At 39.3% G+C, this 20,793-nt stretch carries 21 protein-coding genes and 1 rRNA gene; 18 read left to right on the top strand and 4 right to left on the bottom strand.

Features of this window, described 5'->3' with window-relative positions:
• Positions 1 to 109 precede the first annotated feature (109 nt).
• From recX to B5473_RS03185, 3 genes are read left to right on the top strand one after another with little or no spacing between them, the layout of a single operon-like run.
• Positions 110 to 925, top strand: a complete 816-nt coding sequence (recX, locus tag B5473_RS03195; protein ID WP_079523625.1) for a recombination regulator RecX — start codon at positions 110 to 112, stop codon at positions 923 to 925.
• Positions 918 to 1,247 (top strand): YfhH family protein, encoded by a 330-nt coding sequence (locus B5473_RS03190; protein ID WP_079523624.1) that lies wholly within the window; start codon positions 918 to 920, stop codon positions 1,245 to 1,247. Before recX ends, B5473_RS03190 begins: the two co-directional genes overlap by 8 nt.
• Position 1,248: 1 nt before the next feature.
• Positions 1,249 to 1,518, top strand: coding sequence for a YfhJ family protein (locus tag B5473_RS03185; RefSeq protein ID WP_079523623.1), 270 nt, complete (start codon positions 1,249 to 1,251; stop codon positions 1,516 to 1,518).
• An 80-nt stretch (positions 1,519 to 1,598) separates the two neighbouring features.
• Here the strand turns inward: B5473_RS03185 and B5473_RS03180 are convergent, their stop codons facing one another.
• Entirely contained in the window at positions 1,599 to 2,588 is a 990-nt protein-coding gene (locus B5473_RS03180; protein ID WP_079523622.1) for a metal-dependent hydrolase, read from the bottom strand.
• Between the two features lie 114 nt (positions 2,589 to 2,702).
• Between B5473_RS03180 and mutY the strand changes: the two genes are divergently transcribed.
• The 10 genes from mutY (at position 2,703) to nikC (ending at position 14,071) form a co-directional block, all read left to right on the top strand.
• Complete coding sequence (mutY, locus tag B5473_RS03175) at positions 2,703 to 3,761, top strand: A/G-specific adenine glycosylase (protein WP_079523621.1); 1,059 nt, start codon at positions 2,703 to 2,705, stop codon at positions 3,759 to 3,761.
• Between the two features lie 46 nt (positions 3,762 to 3,807).
• The gene (locus B5473_RS03170) at positions 3,808 to 4,125 is read left to right on the top strand and encodes a hypothetical protein (protein WP_079523620.1); all 318 of its coding nucleotides are present in this window, start codon (positions 3,808 to 3,810) and stop codon (positions 4,123 to 4,125) included.
• Positions 4,126 to 4,384: 259 nt separating this feature from the next.
• Positions 4,385 to 4,933: a nucleoside tri-diphosphate phosphatase gene (ntdP, locus tag B5473_RS03165; protein WP_079523619.1), complete on the top strand. Its 549-nt coding sequence runs from the start codon at positions 4,385 to 4,387 to the stop codon at positions 4,931 to 4,933.
• 152 nt (positions 4,934 to 5,085) lie between these two features.
• A complete protein-coding gene (locus B5473_RS03160) occupies positions 5,086 to 6,810 on the top strand; it encodes an ABC transporter ATP-binding protein (RefSeq protein ID WP_176142008.1) in 1,725 nt (574 codons plus the stop codon).
• A 151-nt stretch (positions 6,811 to 6,961) separates the two neighbouring features.
• Positions 6,962 to 7,981, top strand: a complete 1,020-nt coding sequence (locus tag B5473_RS03155; RefSeq protein WP_079523618.1) for an ABC transporter ATP-binding protein — start codon at positions 6,962 to 6,964, stop codon at positions 7,979 to 7,981.
• Complete coding sequence (locus B5473_RS03150; RefSeq protein WP_079523617.1) at positions 7,956 to 8,933, top strand: ABC transporter ATP-binding protein; 978 nt, start codon at positions 7,956 to 7,958, stop codon at positions 8,931 to 8,933. The genes B5473_RS03155 and B5473_RS03150 overlap by 26 nt, the downstream gene beginning before the upstream one ends.
• A gap of 101 nt (positions 8,934 to 9,034) precedes the next feature.
• Positions 9,035 to 10,365 (top strand): IS3 family transposase gene (locus B5473_RS03145; RefSeq protein ID WP_439848463.1). Its coding sequence is split into 2 segments (ribosomal slippage): positions 9,035 to 9,416 and positions 9,416 to 10,365, totalling 1,332 coding nucleotides; the frame shifts between segments, so codons are not numbered across the junction.
• A gap of 66 nt (positions 10,366 to 10,431) precedes the next feature.
• Positions 10,432 to 12,075 (top strand): ABC transporter substrate-binding protein, encoded by a 1,644-nt coding sequence (locus B5473_RS03140; RefSeq protein ID WP_079523616.1) that lies wholly within the window; start codon positions 10,432 to 10,434, stop codon positions 12,073 to 12,075.
• 84 nt (positions 12,076 to 12,159) lie between these two features.
• Positions 12,160 to 13,164 carry an ABC transporter permease gene (locus tag B5473_RS03135; RefSeq protein ID WP_079523615.1) on the top strand — a complete coding sequence of 335 codons (1,005 nt, stop codon included), beginning with the start codon at positions 12,160 to 12,162 and terminating at the stop codon, positions 13,162 to 13,164.
• 16 nt (positions 13,165 to 13,180) lie between these two features.
• Positions 13,181 to 14,071 carry a nickel transporter permease gene (gene nikC / locus B5473_RS03130; protein WP_079523614.1) on the top strand — a complete coding sequence of 297 codons (891 nt, stop codon included), beginning with the start codon at positions 13,181 to 13,183 and terminating at the stop codon, positions 14,069 to 14,071.
• A gap of 37 nt (positions 14,072 to 14,108) precedes the next feature.
• On the opposite strand, the gene B5473_RS03125 is transcribed toward nikC, so the two are convergent.
• Positions 14,109 to 15,203: an FUSC family protein gene (locus tag B5473_RS03125; RefSeq protein ID WP_079523613.1), complete on the bottom strand. Its 1,095-nt coding sequence runs from the start codon at positions 15,201 to 15,203 to the stop codon at positions 14,109 to 14,111.
• Between the two features lie 69 nt (positions 15,204 to 15,272).
• On the bottom strand, positions 15,273 to 16,559 hold the full coding sequence (locus B5473_RS03120) for a glutamate-1-semialdehyde 2,1-aminomutase (protein ID WP_079523612.1): 1,287 nt from the start codon (positions 16,557 to 16,559) through the stop codon (positions 15,273 to 15,275).
• Between the two features lie 133 nt (positions 16,560 to 16,692).
• Between B5473_RS03120 and bcp the strand changes: the two genes are divergently transcribed.
• The 3 genes from bcp to perR all read left to right on the top strand — a co-directional run bounded on the left by bcp (position 16,693) and on the right by perR (position 18,754).
• Positions 16,693 to 17,160: a thioredoxin-dependent thiol peroxidase gene (gene bcp, locus B5473_RS03115; protein WP_079523611.1), complete on the top strand. Its 468-nt coding sequence runs from the start codon at positions 16,693 to 16,695 to the stop codon at positions 17,158 to 17,160.
• Positions 17,161 to 17,183: 23 nt separating this feature from the next.
• The gene (locus tag B5473_RS03110; RefSeq protein ID WP_079523610.1) at positions 17,184 to 18,131 is read left to right on the top strand and encodes a D-2-hydroxyacid dehydrogenase; all 948 of its coding nucleotides are present in this window, start codon (positions 17,184 to 17,186) and stop codon (positions 18,129 to 18,131) included.
• A gap of 176 nt (positions 18,132 to 18,307) precedes the next feature.
• Positions 18,308 to 18,754 carry a peroxide-responsive transcriptional repressor PerR gene (perR, locus tag B5473_RS03105; protein ID WP_079523609.1) on the top strand — a complete coding sequence of 149 codons (447 nt, stop codon included), beginning with the start codon at positions 18,308 to 18,310 and terminating at the stop codon, positions 18,752 to 18,754.
• 92 nt (positions 18,755 to 18,846) lie between these two features.
• Here perR and B5473_RS03100 read toward each other — a convergent pair whose 3' ends face one another.
• The gene (locus tag B5473_RS03100) at positions 18,847 to 19,188 is read right to left on the bottom strand and encodes a YgzB family protein (protein ID WP_008405748.1); all 342 of its coding nucleotides are present in this window, start codon (positions 19,186 to 19,188) and stop codon (positions 18,847 to 18,849) included.
• 292 nt (positions 19,189 to 19,480) lie between these two features.
• On the opposite strand from B5473_RS03100, the gene B5473_RS03095 reads away from it, so the two are divergent.
• On the top strand, positions 19,481 to 20,374 hold the full coding sequence (locus B5473_RS03095) for a nucleotidyltransferase-like protein (RefSeq protein ID WP_079523608.1): 894 nt from the start codon (positions 19,481 to 19,483) through the stop codon (positions 20,372 to 20,374).
• Between the two features lie 344 nt (positions 20,375 to 20,718).
• Positions 20,719 to 20,793: ribosomal RNA gene (locus B5473_RS03090) — 16S ribosomal RNA — on the top strand; the annotation flags it as partial.

Here is a 20,793-nt window from a genome sequence, read left to right as displayed (position 1 = left end):
AACAAACACCGCCTTTATTTCTTTTTGTTCATATCAGTATACCGTTCCATGAAACTATAAGTAAAAAGATGTATACTAGAATGTACATTGTTATTGTGAGGTGTACACGGTGCAAGTTCAAATCATTACAAAAATTGGTCGTCAAAAAAACAATCAAGAGCGCTACAATATATACTTGAACGAAAAATATGCTTTTGCCGTAGATGAAGGCACACTTATTAAGTTCGGTCTGCAAAAAGGCAAAGTACTTGAGCAGATGGAAATAGATGAAATACAATATGAAGATGAAATTGCAAAAGCGTTCAACAAAGCGCTTAACTTTTTAAGCTTCCAAATGCGCAGTGAACATGAAGTGAAAACTAAACTCCTGAAAGCAGGGCATGGGGAGGCAGTTGTACAGGAAGCTATTCATAAATTAACGGGCTTAGGCTTTTTAAATGATGAAAGTTATTCAAAAGCACTGCTTGAAACGAGAAAGCGTACGACAAAAAAAGGACCGGCAGCAATTCGCCAAGACCTGATGCAAAAAGGAATTGATAAAAATTTGCAGCAGAAGGTATTGGCGACATTTGAACATGATGAACAGTTAAAGCTAGCAATGGAATTAGCAGAAAAAGCCGTGCGTTCCAATAAAAACAGAACGCCGGCACAAGTGAAGCAGAAAATCCAGGATGTGCTGTTGCGTAAAGGTTATTCCTATGAGATTGTTAAAGAAATACTCGACCAGATTACATTAGACCGCGATGAAGATGAATGGTCCGAGTTAATAGAAGCTCAAGGTGATAAAATTTGGCGCAAATATGCATCCAAATTAACAGGGTCTGAGCTTCGGCAAAAAGTTAAACAGGCACTTTATCAAAAGGGCTTTCCAATAGAGAAAATTAATGAATATATAGAACAGAAGGAGCAACAACATAATGAATGAATTAACATATAGTTCAATGTCTGAACAGGAATTGCGTCAGGAAATTGCAAATTTACGTGAACGAGCAAGAAAAGCAGAGCAATTGGGAATTGTGAATGAGTATGCTGTATATGAGCGTAAAGCATTAATGGCAGAGGCGTATTTAGTTGATCTTTCAACAATTATTCCGGGTGAAATCTATCGTCTGAACGGATCGCCAGGTGAGTTTTTCCAGGTAGATTATTTAAAAGGTCGTTTTGCATGGGGACACCGATTAGGATCGGAACGTTTTGAAGAAGCATTACCAGTTTCTATATTACGTCCAATGAAAGAAGGGAAGTAGCATGGAAGAATTATATCAAAAATTAACGGAACAATTATTAGTGAAAAATCCTAAATTACCGGCAGGTCGTGCCCGTACATGGGTGGAATTATTATGCAGCGATTTCGAGTCGACATCTGCCAAGGCCGGTGCAGATTATCGCGGCGCGGAATATACGGCTAAATTAGTAAGCCAGTTAATTGAAAGTTATGGGGATAAGCTTCATTTATTTGCGGCACAAAATCCGAAATATGCGCAACTTTTAAATGACAGTGATGATACATTGAATTAAAACCATTAGGCAATTGTAGCTTCAATGCTGATTGCAACATAAAACCACCAGTTGTGGCTGGTGGTTTTCCGTCTTTTTATTTAGTCATTACCGGCTCCTATTTGCAGTCGTTTCTGTAATTTTTCTTCTGTGAAAATCCAGCCGGTATAAGAATTGACAATGTTAAGCTCGTCATCTAAATGGGCGACTGCAACGAAAGGATAGCGATCGTTACTGCGGTAGCGTAAATCGATTAAACGTAGTTCTGTTACGCCGCTTTCAAGCTCAGAAATTTCCCACCGGTAAAGTGGTGAAAACGATAAAAAGGCATCTAAGTTTGGATCTTTTATCGCTTTTTCAACGAGCTCCGTCTTTGGGATAGGCTCGATTTCGAACTTATCGTAAATATTGACGGATCTGCGATAGGCACGGCCAACATAAAAGTGCGTTTTGGATTTAGCAGCGACTTTCCAATGGAAAAAGCGCATTGTTGGAGCAACAATTACAAATTCTTCGTCCTGCAGTTCATGATGGACAGCAGTTTTAACCGCCTTTTGAAGAGCAAAACGTAAAATATAATAGAAGAAAATAATGATGTACATGACCGTAAATGTAAGAACGGGTTCAGTCCCTAATAACCAAAGTAAAATACCGATACAGTGCATCGTAAATATAAATGGATCAAATGTATTTATAACACCGAGTGCAACCCACTTTTTAGAAAATGGGCGCAATGCTTGTGTGCCGTATGCATTGAAAATATCTACAAACACATGTAAAAATACGGCGATCTGTGTCCATAGCCAAACATTGAATAGATGGACATCAGGTAAAACAAGAGCGAGTACACCTGTTATTAATAGAGGCCATAGTAAAACGGCAGGTATTGAATGTGTAATCCCTCGGTGATGGCGTATATAAACCGCATTATTACGAAGTTTTAAAACCGTATCAATATCTGGTGCCTGTTGTCCGATAATCGTTCCAGCCATTACAGCCGTAAAGGTCATGGAATGACTTGCGACAGTCGGGTCTACAAGTGCTAGGCCTCCAATAGCAATCCCCATGACGAAATGTGTGCCTGAATCCAAATGTATCAACCCCTCGATCTTAACACCGTTCGAGAACGGAAAAATTTAGCAATAGTATCCACATTATAATATACCCTTTTTGAAGGAAATAAAATCGAATTTTTGGAGGACAATGTGAACTATCCATATACAAAACAATTTCGCCAGGCTTTAGTGCAATGGTTTTTGGAAGAACAACGAGATTTGCCATGGCGTCGTACGAAAGAACCGTATCAAATATGGGTTTCTGAAGTAATGCTGCAGCAAACAAGAGTTGATACAGTCATCCCATACTACAACCGTTTTATAGAAAAATACCCGACAGCGGAAAGCTTAGCCTATTCACCGGAAGAAGAGCTGCTTAAAATGTGGGAAGGCCTAGGGTATTATTCCCGTGTCCGTAATTTACAAGCAGGTGTTCGGGAAGTAGTCGAAGTTTACGGCGGAAAAGTACCGGATAACCGCGTCGACATTTCAAAGCTAAAAGGTGTTGGACCTTATACAGCAGGTGCAATATTAAGTATTGCTTACGGAAAGCCGGAGCATGCTGTAGATGGAAATGTTATGCGTGTACTAAGTCGTGTATTAAATATTGATGCAGATATCGCTTTACCGAAAACAAAGAAAATTTTTGAACAAGCTGTTACGGAGCTGATTGACCCTGAAAATACATCTGCGTTTAATCAAGGACTGATGGAGCTTGGTGCGTTGATTTGTACACCGACTTCACCAAAATGCTTATTATGTCCAGTGCGTGATTATTGCACAGCATTCCATGAAGGCGACCCATCTAGCTTACCGGTTAAATCCAAAAAGCTGAAAACAAAAAATATGGAATATGATGTTTATATTATTCGTGATAAAGAAGGTCGCTATTTAATGGAGAAGCGTCCGGCAGATGGTCTGCTCGCAAATATGTGGCAATTTATCATGATTGAACGACATGCAGATGAAAATAGTTTAACCAACTTGGAAAAACAATATAACGTAACTTTGGAGCCCAATTTTAAAGAACCAATTTTAAGTTTTAAACATGTGTTTTCTCATTTGAAATGGCATATTGACAGCTATTTAGTTGATGCACTTGAAGTGAATGAAAATCCGGAAAATACGGCTTTCTTTACAAAGGAGCAAATTGCCAATTTACCAATGCCTGTGCCGATGTTAAAAATCTGGGGGAAAATCAATGCATAATTCTTTTATCACCGGACCACAATAAAGGTCATGGAGGTGACAAAAGATGAGTCGCAATGAACAAAACCAAAACCGTAATAATCAGCAAAACCGTAATAATCAACAAAACCAAAACCAACGTAACAACCAACAGAACAACTTTGAAGAGTTTGGTCAAGAACTAAACTTCAACGAGTTCAACCAGCAAAACCAAAACCAAAATCAAAAACAAAATAATAGTCAAAACAACCGACAAAACAACAACCTTGAAGAATTCGGTCAAGACGAAAACTTCAATGAAGTTCAACAACAAAACCAAAAACAGCAACGCGAACAAGAGCAGCGTAACGCACAATTCGCGAAGCGTAACAAAAACAACTTCTAATGAAGTGCAGAAAGATGTTCTGAAAGTGCAAACTTTCAGAGCATCTTTTTTGTTTTAAAAAGGATTAGCGGGGAAATCATAGAAAGAAGCTAAACTTATTGATACTTTGTTTTAATATGTGCAACTATTAAGGATTCGCAATAATTTTCACGCAAAATTGAAAATAATTGCATTCGAACTACAAGTTTTGCCAAAGCATTGTTATAATACAATAAAGACTGCTAGAATTTTTAGCTAAGACGAAAAGGTGGGCTTTATGATGGCATTACCGGTTGAAGGAGAAAAAATCCAAATACATAGTTATAAGCACAATGGTAATATCCACCGTGTCTGGCAAGAAACGATGGTATTGAAAGCAACAAAAAATATTATTATCGGTGCAAATGAAAAAACACTTGTTACTGAATCAGATGGTCGCACCTGGCTGACACGTGAGCCCTCGATTTGTTACTTTCATGCAGAGCATTGGTTCAATATTATTTGTATGTTGCGGGATGACGGGGTGTATTACTATTGCAACATCAGTTCTCCGTTTGTGTTTGATAACAACTGCTTAAAATATATTGACTATGATTTGGATGTAAAAGTGTTTCCTGATATGAGTCATGCATTATTGGATGAAGATGAGTATGAGCAGCATAGGTTGGAAATGAACTACCCTGAAGTCATAGATAAAATTTTACAGCGGAATGTTAAAACATTGGTTAGCTGGATTGAACAACGCCGTGGACCATTCGCTCCGGACTTCATAGAGTCGTGGACAAATCGGTATATTTTATTAAGTGAAATTGAAGCAAATAAAGAGTAGAGGAGACACAAGTAACTTTTTTAGGTTGCTTGTGTTTTTCTTTTGGGTAAAGTACATGTGTAAATGTTTAATGGGGAATTATGTTATGATAATTGCTGTTGCAAAATTTCTGAGGGGAAGTGTTTTTTGCATTGGATAGTATTAAACGTTATATGCGGTTCGTCAAGCCGTATAAACTGCTTTTATTCTTAACAATCGTAATCGGCATACTTAAATTTGCGATTCCGTTATTTTTACCATGGCTCCTGCAAATAATTATCGATGATATATTATTAAATGATGGTATGTCTACAGAAGAAAAAACAAGCCAATTATTTACTTGGATCGGAATTGCACTCGTATTGTTTTTTGTTATTCGACCACCAATTGAATATTACCGCCAATACTTTGCGCAAAACTTGAGTAACAATATTTTGTTTGATATACGTAAAGAATTGTATGGCCACTTACAAAAGTTAAGCTTAAAGTATTATGCGAATACGCGGGCCGGAGAAGTAATTTCACGAGTCATCAATGATGTTGAGCAAACAAAAAACTTTGTTATGACCGGATTGATGAACTTATGGCTCGATTTAGCGACGATTTTAATCGTAATCGGTGTTATGTTTGCAATGGATGTTAAGTTGACACTTGTATCGCTTATTGCACTGCCGTTTTATGCATTTAGTGTAAAGTATTTCTTCGGAAGACTTCGCAGCTTAACGAAGGAACGGTCACAGGCTTTGGCAGGCGTTCAAAGTTATTTACATGAGCGTGTAGCCGGTATGAGCATCATTAAAAGTTTTACATTGGAAAAGCACGAGCAGAAGATTTTCGATGAAACGAATGGAGAGTTTCTTAATAAAGCGCTGGACCATTCACGCTGGAATGCCAAATCTTTTGCTGTCGTTAATACCATTACGGATATGGCGCCGCTGATCGTGATTGGTTATGCAGGTTATCAATATTTACAAGGGGATTTATCTATCGGTGTACTTGTTGCATTCTATGCTTATATTGAACGCCTGTATGGACCGCTTCGCCGATTAGTGAGCTCGTCGACAACATTGACTCAGTCAATTGCCTCAATGGACCGCATGTTTGAACTGATGGATGAGAAATATGAAGTTCAAAATAAGGCTAACGCGATGGTGTTACCCGCAGCAAAAGGGAAGCTTCAATTTGATCGAGTTACATTCAAGTATGATAAAGGTGGCAACACAATTTTAAATGAAGTGGACTTCACAATTGAACCTGGACAAACTGTTGCTTTCGTAGGTATGAGCGGCGGGGGGAAATCGACAATCGTCAGCTTAATCCCGCGCTTCTATGATGTAACGGAGGGAGCGGTAAAAATAGATGATCAAAACGTTAAAGATGTAACGATTGAATCATTACGCTCACAAATAGGGATAGTATTGCAGGATAATATTTTGTTTAGTGATTCAGTGAAACAGAATATTTTAATGGGAAATCCGCATGCGACAGATGAGGAAATCGTTGCTGCTGCCAAAGCGGCGAATGCCCATGACTTTATTATGGGTCTACCGGAAGGCTATGACACGAAAGTAGGAGAACGTGGTGTTAAACTTTCAGGCGGGCAGAAGCAGCGTGTAGCAATTGCACGAGTATTTCTAAAAAATCCGCCAATTCTAGTATTGGATGAGGCGACTTCTGCACTCGACCTGGAAAGTGAAGCACTAATTCAAGACTCGCTCGACCGTTTAGCACATGAACGGACGACGATCATTATTGCTCACCGCCTGTCTACAATTACTCATGCTGATAACATTTTCGTTATCGAACATGGAGAAGTTGTAGAATCCGGCACACATCAACGACTAATGGAGCAACAAGGAGCATATTATAACTTATTCCAAGTACAAAAATTAGATTAAATTTAAGTGACTATGTTGAAATAAATCAACATGGTCACTTTTTTTATGTATATTTAAAATTACATTTTTTTACGATAATGTTGTAAATTAGTAGATGTTATAATATCATATTTTCAAATACTTTTAATCTTCAGAAAATTGGGGTGGTTAAATGAGTCGAAAAGCTGTGCTTGAAGTGAGAGAGTTAGAAACGACATTTTTTTCAGACAGTGGAAAGGTTGCAGCTGTCGATCGAATAAGCTTTTCAATTCATGAAGGGGAAATTCTCGCCATCGTAGGGGAGTCCGGCTGTGGTAAAAGTGTTACTTCCCTCTCTATTATGGGGCTTGTACCGAGTCCTCCCGGAAAAATAACAAATGGAGAAATTTTATTGAAAGGGCAAGATATTTCGAAGCTTTCAGATAAGCAAATGCGCAAAATCCGAGGAAATGAGATTGCGATGATTTTCCAGGAGCCAATGACTTCGCTGAATCCGTTGTTTACAATTGGGAATCAACTGATCGAAGCGATTCGAATCCACCATCCGAAATGGTCGAAAAAAGAAGCGAGTGCCCGGGCGGTAGAAATCATGAAGCTGGTCGGTTTGCCGCGCGCGGAACAGTTGCTTAAAGACTATCCACATCAGCTGTCGGGAGGAATGCGGCAACGTGTAATGATTGCGATGGCTCTTGTATGTAATCCGAAAGTGCTTATTGCCGATGAACCGACAACAGCCCTTGATGTAACAATCCAAGCCCAAATTTTAAAGTTAATGAGGGATTTAAATGAACGGTTGAACACTGCTGTTTTACTCATTACACATGATTTAGGTGTAGTTGCGGAAACTTGTGAGCGCGTCATTGTTATGTACGCAGGGCAAATCGTTGAAGAAGCTCCGGTTAATGAAATATTTAGAAACCCGCAGCATCCTTATACGAAAGGCCTTATCCAGTCAGTACCGGATATGCGTTATAAAAAAGATACGCTTTATTCAATTCCTGGGAATGTTCCAAAACCAGGATCCATTTTGGAAGGCTGCCGTTTTGCAGCACGTTGTGAATATGCATTCGATCGTTGTTTAACAAATAATCCTCCGCTATATGAATCCTCCGGTACACATAAAGCAAGATGCTTCTTATTGGATATGGAAGAAGGGGGAGTTACACATGTCGAAAGTGCTGCTGAAAGTTGACAATCTAAAAAAGTATTTCCCGATCCGGCATGGAATGTTTGCACGTCATGTCGGTGATGTGAAGGCTGTCGATGACGTATCATTTGAGCTTTTTGAAGGGGAAACATTAGGCATTGTTGGTGAATCCGGTTGCGGGAAATCTACTACGGGCCGAGCAATTATGCGTTTACATGAACCGACAGACGGCCAGGTGACATTTGATGGCGTAGAGCTCACAAAGTTAAACAGCGAACAAATGCGAAAAGTTCGAAGAGAGATTCAAATGGTGTTTCAGGATCCATATGCTTCATTAAATCCAAGACATACGGTTGAAAAAATTTTAGAGGAACCGTTAATTGTCCACGGGATTGGGAATGCGAAGGAACGCAAAAAGAAAGTCCATGAATACTTGGAAATCGTCGGTTTAAGCTCCTATCATGCAAAGCGCTATCCTCACCAGTTTAGCGGCGGACAAAGACAGCGTATCGGTATCGCCAGAGCCTTAATGACAAATCCGAAACTGATTATTGCAGATGAACCGGTATCTGCCCTGGACGTATCGATTCAAGCACAAGTTTTAAATTTAATGCAGCGATTGCAGGAAGATTTGAAACTGACATATATATTCATTGCCCATGATTTAGGGGTTGTGCGACATATTAGTGACCGGGTAGGCGTGATGTACTTAGGCAGGCTAGTCGAAATTGCGGAAAGCGAATCGCTATATCATGAGCCATTACATCCTTATACACAAGCACTTTTATCGGCTGTACCAATTCCGGATCCGCAGTTTGAGCGGGAACAGCTATTGCTGAAAGGTGATATACCGAGCCCGTCAAACCCGCCGACAGGATGCACATTCCATACACGCTGTCCTTTTGCGATGGATAAGTGCAAACAAGTAATTCCGATGCTCCAGCAAGTTAAACCAGGTCATTCTGTTGCGTGTCATTTATATGAAACGCCACAATGATAATAGTAAAATGTACCCTATAAGATAGACACTTTGAAAAAAGCCTATCTTGTAGGGTATTTTTATTTATAATAAGAAAAAAGATACTGGAGCGGAATTGAATGACAAAAATCTACTTCACAGAGAAACAACAAGCACAATTAAAATGTAATCCGAATGTACAGGCCGTCAGTGACAAGGCCATTACCTATACAGATGAATTTAAGCGTCATTTTATTGCAGAAAATGAAAAGGGGAAATTACCAAGAGCCATTTTTGAAGAAGCGGGATTGGACGTTGAATTAATCGGTTTGGAGCGTGTTCGTTCTTCCGCAAAACGCTGGCAAGCAGCTTACCGAAAAGCCGGAATAAATGGTTTACAGGATACACGTAAAACGAATTCGGGACGCCAACTTGAACGTGAATTAAGCCTTGAAGAAAAATATGCACGTTTAGAAGCGAAAACGCGATTACTTGAGGCAGAGAATGAACTACTAAAAAAGCTGGATCTACTCGAAAGGCAGATGTTGAAGAAGAAATCACAATTGAAGCGAAAATAAAATTTGAATTAATTCAAGGAGCCATCGAAAAGTATAAATTGAAGCGCATGGTGAGCTACTTATGTGAAATGATGGGTGTTTCCCGTTCGGGTTATTACAATTATTTTGATGAACAATCCGCCCAAAACCGGGCAACCCAAGATGCGGCAGATGAAGTAGTGAAAGAAATCATTTTAAAGGCCTATCATTTCCGAGGACGCAAAAAGGGAGCGCGCCAAATCAAAATGACACTTCAAAATCAATATAGTATCACCTACAACCTAAAACGAATTCGTCGCATTATGAAAAAGTATGATATTGTTTGTCCCATTCGAAAAGCGAATCCTTATCGACGTATGGTAAAAGCAACGAAAGAACACCGTACATGCCCAAACGACTTAAAACGGAATTTCAAACAAGGTGTAGTAGGAAAAGTGTTATTAACAGATATCACGTATTTGACGTATCGAAACGGAAAACGCGCTTATTTATCCACGATTAAAGACGCTGAAACGAACGAAATTTTAGCGTATGAAGTATCAAATTCCTTATCGTTGGATATCGCCCTCGATACATTAAAGAAATTGAAAAAACACAAGCATTTAGTGAAAGATGCCTTTATCCATTCGGATCAGGGCTTTCATTATACAAGCCCGATCTATCAAGCATTGGTGAAGCGATTGGGCTTAGGTCAGTCCATGTCACGGCGTGGGAACTGTTGGGATAATGCGCCCCAGGAATCATTCTTCGGGCATTTTAAAGATGAAGCCAATCTAAAAGAGTGTGAGACGTTAGAAGAAGTAAAACGAGAGATAAAGAGTTATATGACGTATTACAATTATTATCGAGGCCAGTGGAATTTAAAAAAACTGCCGCCTGTAAAATACAGACAGCAGCTTCAACAAGTTGCCTAGGCTTTTTCAAAATGTCCTTTACAAAGGGTACACTTTATAGATTAAAAAGTCTAGGGGGTTTTTTTATTGAGGAAAGGTAAATTGTATTTAGTAAGTCTTATGATGCTATTAATAATGTCATTATTTTTAGCTGCTTGTGGTGCTGACGATGCAGAAACATCATCATCAGAATCAGGCAACGATTCAAGTACAAATACAGACAGCAGTACGACAGACGATTCAAGTTCTTCAACACCTCAAGTTTTAGTATTTGGTCGTGGAGCAGATTCAGTTTCACTTGATCCAGGTATCGTAACAGATGGCGAATCATTCAAAGTAACACAAAACCTATTTGAAACATTACTAAACTTCGGGGAGCAAGATACAACGATCAACCCTGGACTAGCAAAAGAATGGGAAGTAAGTGAAGACGGTTTAACTTACACATTCCAGCTTCAAGAAGGTGTAAAATTCCATGACGGCACAGACTTCAATGCAGAAGCGGTTATTAAAAATATCAATCGCTGGAAAGGTGGAAAAGAGGAAGATTTCTACTATTTCAACTCTATGTTTAAAGCAGAGGGCGAAGATATTATTAAAGATGTAACGGCAGAAGGAGACTACACAGTTGTATTCACACTTTCTCGTCCACAGGCACCATTCCTTAAAAACTTAGCAATGAGCCCGTTCGGAATTGGTTCACCAACTGCATTTGAAGCAGCAGGCGATAAATTCGGCGATAACCCTGTAGGTACAGGTCCATTTAAATTTACAGAATGGAAACGTAATGACTCAATTACGATTGAGAAGTTTGAAGATTACTGGCAAGAAGGTTTCCCGAAATTAGATAAAGTTATCTTCCGTTCAATTCCGGATAACTCTGCTCGCTTAAATGAATTAATGGCAGGCAATATCGATCTAGCTGATGGTATTAACCCATCAGACGGTAAAACAGTTGAAGGGGATTCTACTTTACAACTGATTGAACGTCCATCGATGAACATTGGCTATTTAGGTTTAACGAATACACGTGCACCGTTTGATAACAAATTGGTACGTCAAGCAGTAAACTATGCAATCGATAAACAAGCGATTGTTGATGCGTTCTTTGAAGGACGTGCAGAAGTGGCGGCAAACCCGATGCCACCATCAATTAGCGGTTACAACGATGCAATTTCTCCATATCCGTATGATCCGGAAAAAGCGAAATCTTTATTAGCTGAAGCTGGTTATGACGGAAAAGAAATTGAGTTATGGGCAATGCCGGTACCTCGTCCATATATGCCGGACGGAGCGAAAGTGGCGGAAGTTATTCAAAAGAACTTAGAAGATGTTGGGATTCCATCGAAAATCGTAACATTTGAATGGGCAACATATTTGGAAAAAGCGAAAAACGGTGAAGCCGATGCATTCATGCTTGGCTGGACTGGTGATAATGGAGATGCAGACAACTTCATCTACACATTATTAGACAAAGACAATATCCTTTCAAACAACTATGCGTACTATACTAATGAAGAAGTTCATAGTTTATTAATTCAGGCACAGTCTGAAACAGATGAAAATGTGCGTAATGAATTATACAAAAAAGCACAGGAAATCATTCATGACGATGCTCCATGGGTTCCGCTTGCACACTCTACACCATTACTTGCAGCAAAAGCAGGTGTAAATGGGTTCTTGCCACACCCAACAGGCTCTGATAAATTGCATAACGTTTCAATGGAGTAATAGAAAGTTAAGTGAAAGGGGAGGAATATTCCTCTCCTTTTTTTCAACTAGTAGAAACATACATTCATAAAAGGGGTGAAGAGCATGCTTCACTACATTGGCAAACGTCTACTGCATTTAATACCTGTATTACTTGGGATGACCTTTTTAGTATTTTTAATTATTCGTGCCATACCCGGTGATCCAGCACAAGTCATTTTAGGACAGCAAGCTACTGCAGATGCAATCGCGGCACTTCGCCTGAAACTTGGCCTAGATAATCCGTGGTATGTTCAATATTTCGATTACTTAAAAGGAATTGTAACGGGAGATTTGGGGGAGTCATTAAGAACAAGGCAGCCAATTTCTTCTGAAATGTGGCCATATTTAGCAGCTACATTTGAACTGGCATTTTTCGCGATGATTATTGCGATTATCGTCGGGGTAAACGCAGGGATTGTTTCGGCGTGGTTTCAAAATTCATGGTTTGATTACTTAGCGATGGTGATTGCTTTAATCGGTGTTTCGATGCCGATTTTCTGGTTAGGTTTAATGGAGCAATGGGCATTCGGTATTCAACTGGGCTGGTTGCCGACATCGGGACGGGAAGAAGTACGTGATCCGGTTATGGCAATAACTCACTTTTACTTAATTGATACATTATGGCAAGGACGGTTTGATCAATTTATTGTTGTGTTAAAGCACTTATTATTACCTGGCATTGCACTTGCAACGATTCCAACGGCGATCATTGCACGTATGACAAGAGCCTCGATGTTGGAAGTAATGCGTTCGGATTTTGTTCGTACAGCTCGGGCAAAAGGTCAAAAAATGTTCGTTGTTGTTTATAAGCATGCATTGAAAAATGCGTTGATTCCTGTTTTGACAGTAGTCGGTTTACAAACGGGTATGCTTTTAGGCGGCGCCATCTTAACGGAAACAATATTTAGTTGGCCGGGAATTGGGCGCTATATATACGAAGCGATAGGATTCCGCGATTATCCTGTTATCCAGTCAGGTATTTTGATCGTTGCCTTTTTATTCGTAATGATTAACCTGATTGTCGACCTTTTATATACAGTGATTGATTCGCGCATTAAATACAACTAGAGAGGAGGCGCATAGCATGGCTGAAATTATACAAAATCAAGTTCAGAGAATTGAAGAAGAACGAGTAAAGGGACCGTGGCAAGAGGCGTGGACGAATTTCAAGAAAAGTAAGTCTGCGCTGTTCGGCAGTGCAATTGTGTTATTCTTTGTGCTTCTGGCAATATTCGGCCCTCTATTTGCACCACAAGGTATAAATGAGCAGAATTTAAGTATGCGTCTGCAGCCTCCATCTGCTGATTTCTGGTTTGGAACAGATGATCTAGGTCGTGATATATTTTCGCGAATTTTACATGGAGCCCGCATCTCATTGACGGTTGGTTTATCGGCTGTATTAATATCTGCAGTTGCCGGCAGTTTTTTAGGGATTATTGCAGGTTACTATGGTCGTTGGGTTGATACAATTATTTCACGAATCTTTGATATTATGCTTGCGTTTCCAAGTATTTTATTGGCGATCGCAATTGTATCGATTTTAGGACCATCACTGCAAAATGCATTAATTGCCATAGCGGTTATTAATATACCGAACTTCGGCCGACTGATCCGGTCGCGGGTGCTGAGCATTAAAGAAGAAGAGTATATTCATGCTGCAAAAGCAATCGGTATGAAAAACTCCAGGATACTATGGAAGCATATTTTGCCGAACTCGATGACTCCGGTTATCGTACAGGGGACACTGGCGATTGCGACAGCGATTATCGAAGCGGCGGCACTCGGGTTTTTAGGACTTGGTGCAGAAGCGCCTCAGCCGGAGTGGGGGAAAATGCTCGCAGATGCGCGGATGTTTTTACTAAACGCACCATGGGCAATGATTTTCCCGGGACTTGCGATTATGCTGACGGTAATCGGCTTTAACCTTATGGGTGACGGATTGCGGGATGCACTTGATCCGAAGATGAAAAGTTAAAAAGAAGGTGTGCGAAAAATGCACACCTTCTTTTTATTTAGTAGAACTCTGATTCCAGATCTAGGTTTTTTTCTTCACTGTGGAAGCTTCGATAGGAAACGATCAACGTATCAAGATGCTCCAGGTTTTCTTCGTAATCTAATATACGCGATAAAATATAAAGCAGGTGGTAGCTTGAAAACTGCTCATCCTCTGCCGCCTCTTCCTGAGCAAGGGCGATCTGTTTGATAAACTGCTCCATTAGCTCACTGCCTTGCAGATATTCTTCGTGCCGTGTCCATTTTGAATGTTCCGGCCTAAGCTTTCCGGTATATTTCAATAACAGTTGTTCATGATAGGTTAACAAGAAGTCCAAACGTTCTTGAATGATTACTTGAAATTTACTTGGTAACTTGCCGAGCTCATTTTCATGTTTGTGTAAACGAACAAGCAACTCATAGCTTTTCTTCGATGTTAATAACATTTGACGGTAAATAACAAGCTTTCGGGCTTTTACATACTTCCGGTTTCGGAAATAGCTGCGTTCTTCTTTGAAAAAACCGTACATTGTATCAATTTCATTTAGGCGGGACTGCAATTTATTTACCGCCATTTTTGTAGATGTATGTTCACTAGCTTGGCGAACAGCTAAACGTGTCCAGCGAATGATATCATCCTGAACAGAGTTGATCTTTTTAAATAACTTAATTTCGTATTTAGGCGGTAAAAACAATAAGTTTACAACAAAAGCGGCAAATACACCTAGCATCACCGTACTAAATCGGATTAAACCAAACATTAAAAAATCATCGCCCGGTACTTCCATAATGGCAATCATCGTTACGAGTGCAAGAGATACAGATTTTTCGAGTTTTAGCTTCATCATAATACCAAGTACGATAATAGCGGCTATACCGACAGACACTATATGATGTCCAAAGACAAGACCGAATAGGACAGCAACGGTAGCGCCGATTATATTACCCTGTATTTGCTCTAAAATTGTAAGATAAGAGCGGTAAATAGAAGGCTGGATCGCGAATACAGCAGCAATTGCAGCAAATACAGGTGAGGGTACATTCAGTATTTGGGCTAAAAATAAGGCGAAAACAATTGCAACACCCGTTTTTAAAACGCGTGCACCTAGTTTCATGTTTTTTTCCTCCTTTCTGAGGGAGTCAATGAAGAGAAGCCGCTATAAAATGTATAGCGGCAGTTGTTATTATAGTTGAGAAAATGCGTAATCCACTGCTTTTAACGTTTCTTCTACGTCTGCTTCTGTATGTTCTGTCGTTAAGAACCATGCTTCGTATTTTGAAGGGGCTAAGTTGATGCCTTGAGATAACATTAATTTAAAGAAGCGACCGAACTTTTCGCCGTCCGTATTTTCCGCTTGCTCATAGTTTTCTACTTTAATATCTGTAAAGTAAATAGCAAATGCGCCTTTTAAGCGGTTTAATGTAATCGTCACATTATGTTTTTTGGCAGCAGCTAAAATACCTTCTTCAAGAAGAGCACCTAAGCGATCCATTTCTTCATAAATCCCTGGTTGCTGCAACACTTCAAGACATGCAATACCTGCTTGCATACTAGCAGGGTTACCGGCCATAGTACCAGCCTGATATGCAGGGCCAAGTGGAGCGACTGTTTCCATAACTTCTTTACGACCACCGTATGCACCGATTGGCAAACCGCCGCCGATTACTTTCCCCATTGCGACTAAGTCCGGAGTTAAACCAAGCATTGTATGTGCTGCACCGTAGTGGAAACGGAAAGCTGTAATGACTTCATCGTGAATTGTTAATGCGCCATATTCTTTTGCCAATGCATGTACATGTTCCAAAAATCCTTTATGCGGTTCTACAATTCCGAAGTTGCCGACGATTGGCTCGATTAAGATTCCTGCAACATCATTGCCCCATTTTTCCATTGCCAGTGTAAATTCTTCCTTATTGTTAAATGGAACGGTAATTACTTCTGTTGCGACAGCATGAGGAACACCGGCTGAGTCAGGTGAACCTAATGTTGCCGGACCAGATCCCGCAGCAACAAGTACTTGGTCGAAGTGACCGTGGTAGCAGCCGGCGAATTTAATGATCTTTGTACGGCCTGTAAATGCGCGTGCTACACGTACACATGTCATCACGGCTTCTGTACCGGAGTTGTTAAAACGTACTTTATCCAATGTAGGGATAGCTTCTTTTAACATTTTTGCGAATTTAATTTCATGCTCTGTCGGTGTACCGAATAATACACCGGTTTCCGCTGCGTGTGCGATGGCTTTTGCAATATGCGGATGACCATGCCCTGTAACGATCGGTCCATAGGCTGCTAAATAATCGATGTAACGATTACCGTCCACATCCCAAAAGTATGCTCCTTTACCGCGGACCATGACAACCGGTGCGCCACCGCCTACTGCTTTATAAGAACGGGATGGACTGTTTACCCCGCCAACAATATGTTCGAGTGCTTCTGTATGAAGCTGTTCAGATTTAGTATGATTCATAATTTATTCCTCCAAAATAGGTTACATGAAATGATTTCATATCTATTGTAGTATGTAATGAAAGGGAACGCCAAAGAAATTGAAGCATCGGGCATTGTTTTGTATCATAGAAGAAAATTTTGGAGGAATAGACATGACATTAGAAAATTTACAAGCACCGGCATTTGAATTGCAAAACGAGGAAGGGGAAATGGTTACGCTGGAACAGTATAAAGGCAGAAACGTTATTCTTTATTTTTACCCGAAAGATTTAACACCGGGCTGTACAACACAGGCTTGCGACTTCCGCGATAAATATGAAGATTTTTCAGATTTGAATGCTGTAATTTTAGGTGTGAGTTTGGATGATGCAGCGAAACATACAAAGTTTATTGAAAAACACGGACTGCCGTTTTCATTATTAGTGGATGAGAATCATGAAGTTGCGGAGAAATATGGAGTATGGACATTGAAGAAAAACTTCGGAAAAGAGTATATGGGTATTGAACGAACAACATTTTTAATTAATGAAGAGGGAATCGTTGAAAAAGAGTGGCGTAAAGTACGGGTAAAAAATCATATTGAAGATGTGTTAAACTATTTAAAAAATCGCACGAATTAATATGTGCACAAAGGGGAGTTACAATGGTAACGATTTATTTTACATTTGAACCACGTGAAGATTTAAAACAGCCGCTTTTGGCACAGTTTCCTCAAGTAGATTTTTTATTTGATAAGAAACTGGATGTGGAGAAACTTGCTCAAACAGACGTTTTAGTAACTTATGGGGAAGATTTAAAGGAAGAGCATTTACAGTATGCAGACAAATTGCAATGGATTTTCGTTGCATCTGCAGGAATCGAGAAAATGCCGGCAGAAGCGATTGCGAAACGTAATATACTCGTTTCGAATGTGCGCGGTATACATAAGAAGCCGATGACTGAATCGATTTTAGCTCATATTTTATCATTGAAACGTGTATTGCCGTTTATTTATGAGCAGCAACAGAAGAAAGAATGGAATAAAAAGGCGCGTCCAACAGAGTTAAACGGAAGTACAGCATTGATTATCGGTCCGGGTGCAATCGGCGGTGAAGTAGGACGTATTCTGCAGGCGTTTGACGTACATACAATTGGCTGTAATCGCTCAGGCAACGAAGCGGAGTATATGAATGAAACATATAAGCTGGATGATTTAAAAGAGCAGTTACCGAAAGCGGATATTATTCTTTCGATGCTGCCATCTACTAAGGAAACGAAGCATATGCTGACTCGGGAGCATTTTGAACTGATGAAGAGTTCAGCAATCTTCATGAATTTTGGGCGTGGTGACTTAGTAGAAACGGATACTCTTGTTGGCGTTTTACAAGACGAGCTAATAGAACATGCTGTTTTAGACGTCTATGAGATCGAGCCATTACCGGCAGACAGCCCGCTATGGGACTTGAACAATGTTACGCTATCACCACATTTTTCAAGTCATTCATCACGTTATGTGGAGCGCAGTCTGGACATTTTCAAACCAAGTCTGGCAAAATGGCTCAATGGGGAACGTGATTTAGAAAATAAGATGGATATTCTTAGAGGGTACTAATTGAGAACGCGATACGAAAGAATAAGCCTTTAATCGCTTTCATTTTCAATTAGCTTTTTTACCAAATACTTTTATTTCAATTGGAATAAGCAATTGTTGACAACGCATGGACAAATTCGCTACACTAATTATAACAATTACAAATTAATAATATGTATGAAAAGGGGTGCATGACGATGTCTGAATTGCATTTAAAGGATGCGCTGGACACGTTAAAGACTACTGGTGTACGAATTACTCCTCAGCGTCATGCGATTTTGGAATATTTAATTCAAAGTATGATTCACCCAACAGCTGATGATATATACAAGGCGCTTTGCGATAAGTTTCCTAATATGAGTGTAGCAACAGTTTATAATAATTTACGTGTCTTTCGTGAAGTAGGTTTAGTAAAAGAGCTTACTTATGGGGATGCAGCGAGTCGTTTCGATTTCGTAACAGGCGACCATTATCACATGATTTGTGATGGCTGCGGTAAAATTGTAGACTTCCACTATCCCGGATTAAATGAAGTGGAGCAGTTTGCTTCGCAAGTAACAGGCTTTCAAGTTAATTCGCACCGTTTAGAAGTCTATGGTACATGTCCTGACTGTGTAGCAGTCGGTGCAACAAAAGTTCAATAATAATTTAACCTAGTAACGGTTGTTGCTGGGTTTTTTTTATATGAAAAACTGGAGCAAAAGTTTGATCACCTTTACTCCAGTCCCGTAGAATATTAATTTTTATTGTACTCTTGATTGAATTCTTTTCCTTCCAATGCAGGATCTAAAGTGAGCGGTTCATTGCAATACATGCAAATATCCACGCGACCTAAAACCTTTGTCCATTTCCCGCATTCCGGACAGACAACTTGCACAGCCTTTGTAGACAGCAATCCTATCCAGCCGTATACAGCTGTACTGCCGATGATACAAAGAAGTCCAATTGTCATGAAGATTAATACAAGTATTTGATTATTTTTGAAAAAGATTGCACCATACATAATAACGAAGCCGATGAAAATAAGGGATAATGCAAAAGAGCGGATCTTATTAATTTTACTATTATATTTTTTCATTTCAATTGCCTCCTAATCTAAAATATACTATAACATAAATTGGATATAAATTAGTAGACAGGAAAGAATTAGGCGGCTCGTAAATATCCCTTAATACTATTTAAAAATGTTTAAATGAAGGGTTTTTAGAAATGAATGGCGAAAGAAAAAATAACGGGATTTATATTATTTGATATGAGGGAATGATGGACTTTCCGCATGGTTGAAAGTTTATCAGCGTAATACTAGTTAATTTATCTTATAGCATCTACAATGACATTATATAGAAGGTAAACTTTATAGGGGGATAACAATGGAACATATTTTAAGACCGATTTATCAGGAACGTGCAAGTCAGCCGGAAACGCTTGGAGTAATATTGATAAACAAGCGTGAAGGTGCTGAGAATATGACCGATACATTTGATTCGGTTCTTTTAATTATTGTAAAAGAAAGTGATAAGCCTATTTATTCGAAACACTATTCATATGGTGAAGCGAAAATGGTGATGCATATTTTAACGGAGGAACGTTTGCGTAAATGGATTTTCATTGGTTCGCATAAGCGGTTAGTTGATTGGCTTTTCCACGGTAAAGTTATGTTTGACCGCAATGAGTTTCTATATAAACTACGTTCTGAATTGCAAGAGTTCCCATTCTTCGGTCGTAAATTAAAAACAGGTATCCAGTTTGCCAAGTTAATCCGCCGTTATAAAGAAGGAAAAGAATTATTTGAAGATGGTCATTTTTTAGATGCGTACAATCATGTAGTTGCTTCATTACATCATTTAGGAAGATTATCGATTATTGATAGCGGGCATTATCCTGAAGTGACAGTTTGGGCCCAGGTGAAACGCAATGACCCTGCAATTTATAAATTATATGAAGAATTAATTATGAGCAACGAAAGTCTCGAGAAGCGTCTGGAGTTATTATTTTTAGCCGGTGAGTTTTTAATAAATTCCAGAACTACGGATGGGGCGCAACATATTTTAGAAACAATGCTTGCACAACCTTCATGGACGATTCAGCAATTGCATGATCATCCTGAGTTGAGTTATTACTCTGTGGACTTGGAAGTGTTTGTTGAATACTTAATTGAAAGAGAGCTAATTCTGGTGGAAACGGTTATCGCTAAAAACGAAGCGATCTTCCACAGGAACTATTATGTAGACAGACATTATATTGAATCTGAGTACGGGTTATAGTATATTAATCAGAGCGTTTAAAAACGCTCTGAAATTATTTTTAAAAAAGTGTTGACGAAAACATTGAAAGTATTGTAATATATTAAATGTCGCTAAGACGTACTTGATAACAACTAAATTACTTTCTCGAATTTCTTCAAAAAAACTTTTTCAAAAAAGTTGTTGACAAAAAGAAACAGAGATGTTAAATTAGAGGAGTCGCTAAAACGACATTGAAACAAAATGAACCTTGAAAACTGAACAAGCAACGTTAATGAAACAAGCTTCTTAAATGAAGCAAACAATAGATTCTAACTTCTAACGAAGTTGGATCGCTAGCAAAGCAAATGAGCTTTCAAACTACTTTTATGGAGAGTTTGATCCTGGCTCAGGACGAACGCTGGCGGCGTGCCTAATACATGCAAGTCGAGCGGAAATTT

Source organism: Solibacillus isronensis (assembly GCF_900168685.1).
Lineage (GTDB): Bacteria > Bacillota > Bacilli > Bacillales_A > Planococcaceae > Solibacillus > Solibacillus isronensis_A.
Note: the sequence above shows the minus strand (reverse complement) of the source record. Positions and strands in the feature narration are given on the sequence as shown.

Excerpts from the sequence above, each read along its gene's own strand:
- ntdP (WP_079523619.1), top strand. The coding sequence starts at position 4,385 with ATGGCATTACCGGTTGAAGGAGAAAAAATCCAAATACATAGTTATAAG.
- nikC (WP_079523614.1), top strand. The coding sequence starts at position 13,181 with ATGGCTGAAATTATACAAAATCAAGTTCAGAGAATTGAAGAAGAACGA.
- B5473_RS03155 (WP_079523618.1), top strand. The coding sequence starts at position 6,962 with ATGAGTCGAAAAGCTGTGCTTGAAGTGAGAGAGTTAGAAACGACATTT.
- B5473_RS03190 (WP_079523624.1), top strand. The coding sequence starts at position 918 with ATGAATGAATTAACATATAGTTCAATGTCTGAACAGGAATTGCGTCAG.
- B5473_RS03110 (WP_079523610.1), top strand. The coding sequence starts at position 17,184 with ATGGTAACGATTTATTTTACATTTGAACCACGTGAAGATTTAAAACAG.
- B5473_RS03100 (WP_008405748.1), bottom strand. The coding sequence starts at position 19,188 with ATGAAAAAATATAATAGTAAAATTAATAAGATCCGCTCTTTTGCATTA.
- B5473_RS03170 (WP_079523620.1), top strand. The coding sequence starts at position 3,808 with ATGAGTCGCAATGAACAAAACCAAAACCGTAATAATCAGCAAAACCGT.
- perR (WP_079523609.1), top strand. The coding sequence starts at position 18,308 with ATGTCTGAATTGCATTTAAAGGATGCGCTGGACACGTTAAAGACTACT.
- B5473_RS03185 (WP_079523623.1), top strand. The coding sequence starts at position 1,249 with ATGGAAGAATTATATCAAAAATTAACGGAACAATTATTAGTGAAAAAT.
- B5473_RS03150 (WP_079523617.1), top strand. The coding sequence starts at position 7,956 with ATGTCGAAAGTGCTGCTGAAAGTTGACAATCTAAAAAAGTATTTCCCG.
- B5473_RS03120 (WP_079523612.1), bottom strand. The coding sequence starts at position 16,559 with ATGAATCATACTAAATCTGAACAGCTTCATACAGAAGCACTCGAACAT.
- B5473_RS03135 (WP_079523615.1), top strand. The coding sequence starts at position 12,160 with ATGCTTCACTACATTGGCAAACGTCTACTGCATTTAATACCTGTATTA.
- B5473_RS03125 (WP_079523613.1), bottom strand. The coding sequence starts at position 15,203 with ATGAAACTAGGTGCACGCGTTTTAAAAACGGGTGTTGCAATTGTTTTC.
- bcp (WP_079523611.1), top strand. The coding sequence starts at position 16,693 with ATGACATTAGAAAATTTACAAGCACCGGCATTTGAATTGCAAAACGAG.
- B5473_RS03160 (WP_176142008.1), top strand. The coding sequence starts at position 5,086 with ATGCGGTTCGTCAAGCCGTATAAACTGCTTTTATTCTTAACAATCGTA.
- B5473_RS03095 (WP_079523608.1), top strand. The coding sequence starts at position 19,481 with ATGGAACATATTTTAAGACCGATTTATCAGGAACGTGCAAGTCAGCCG.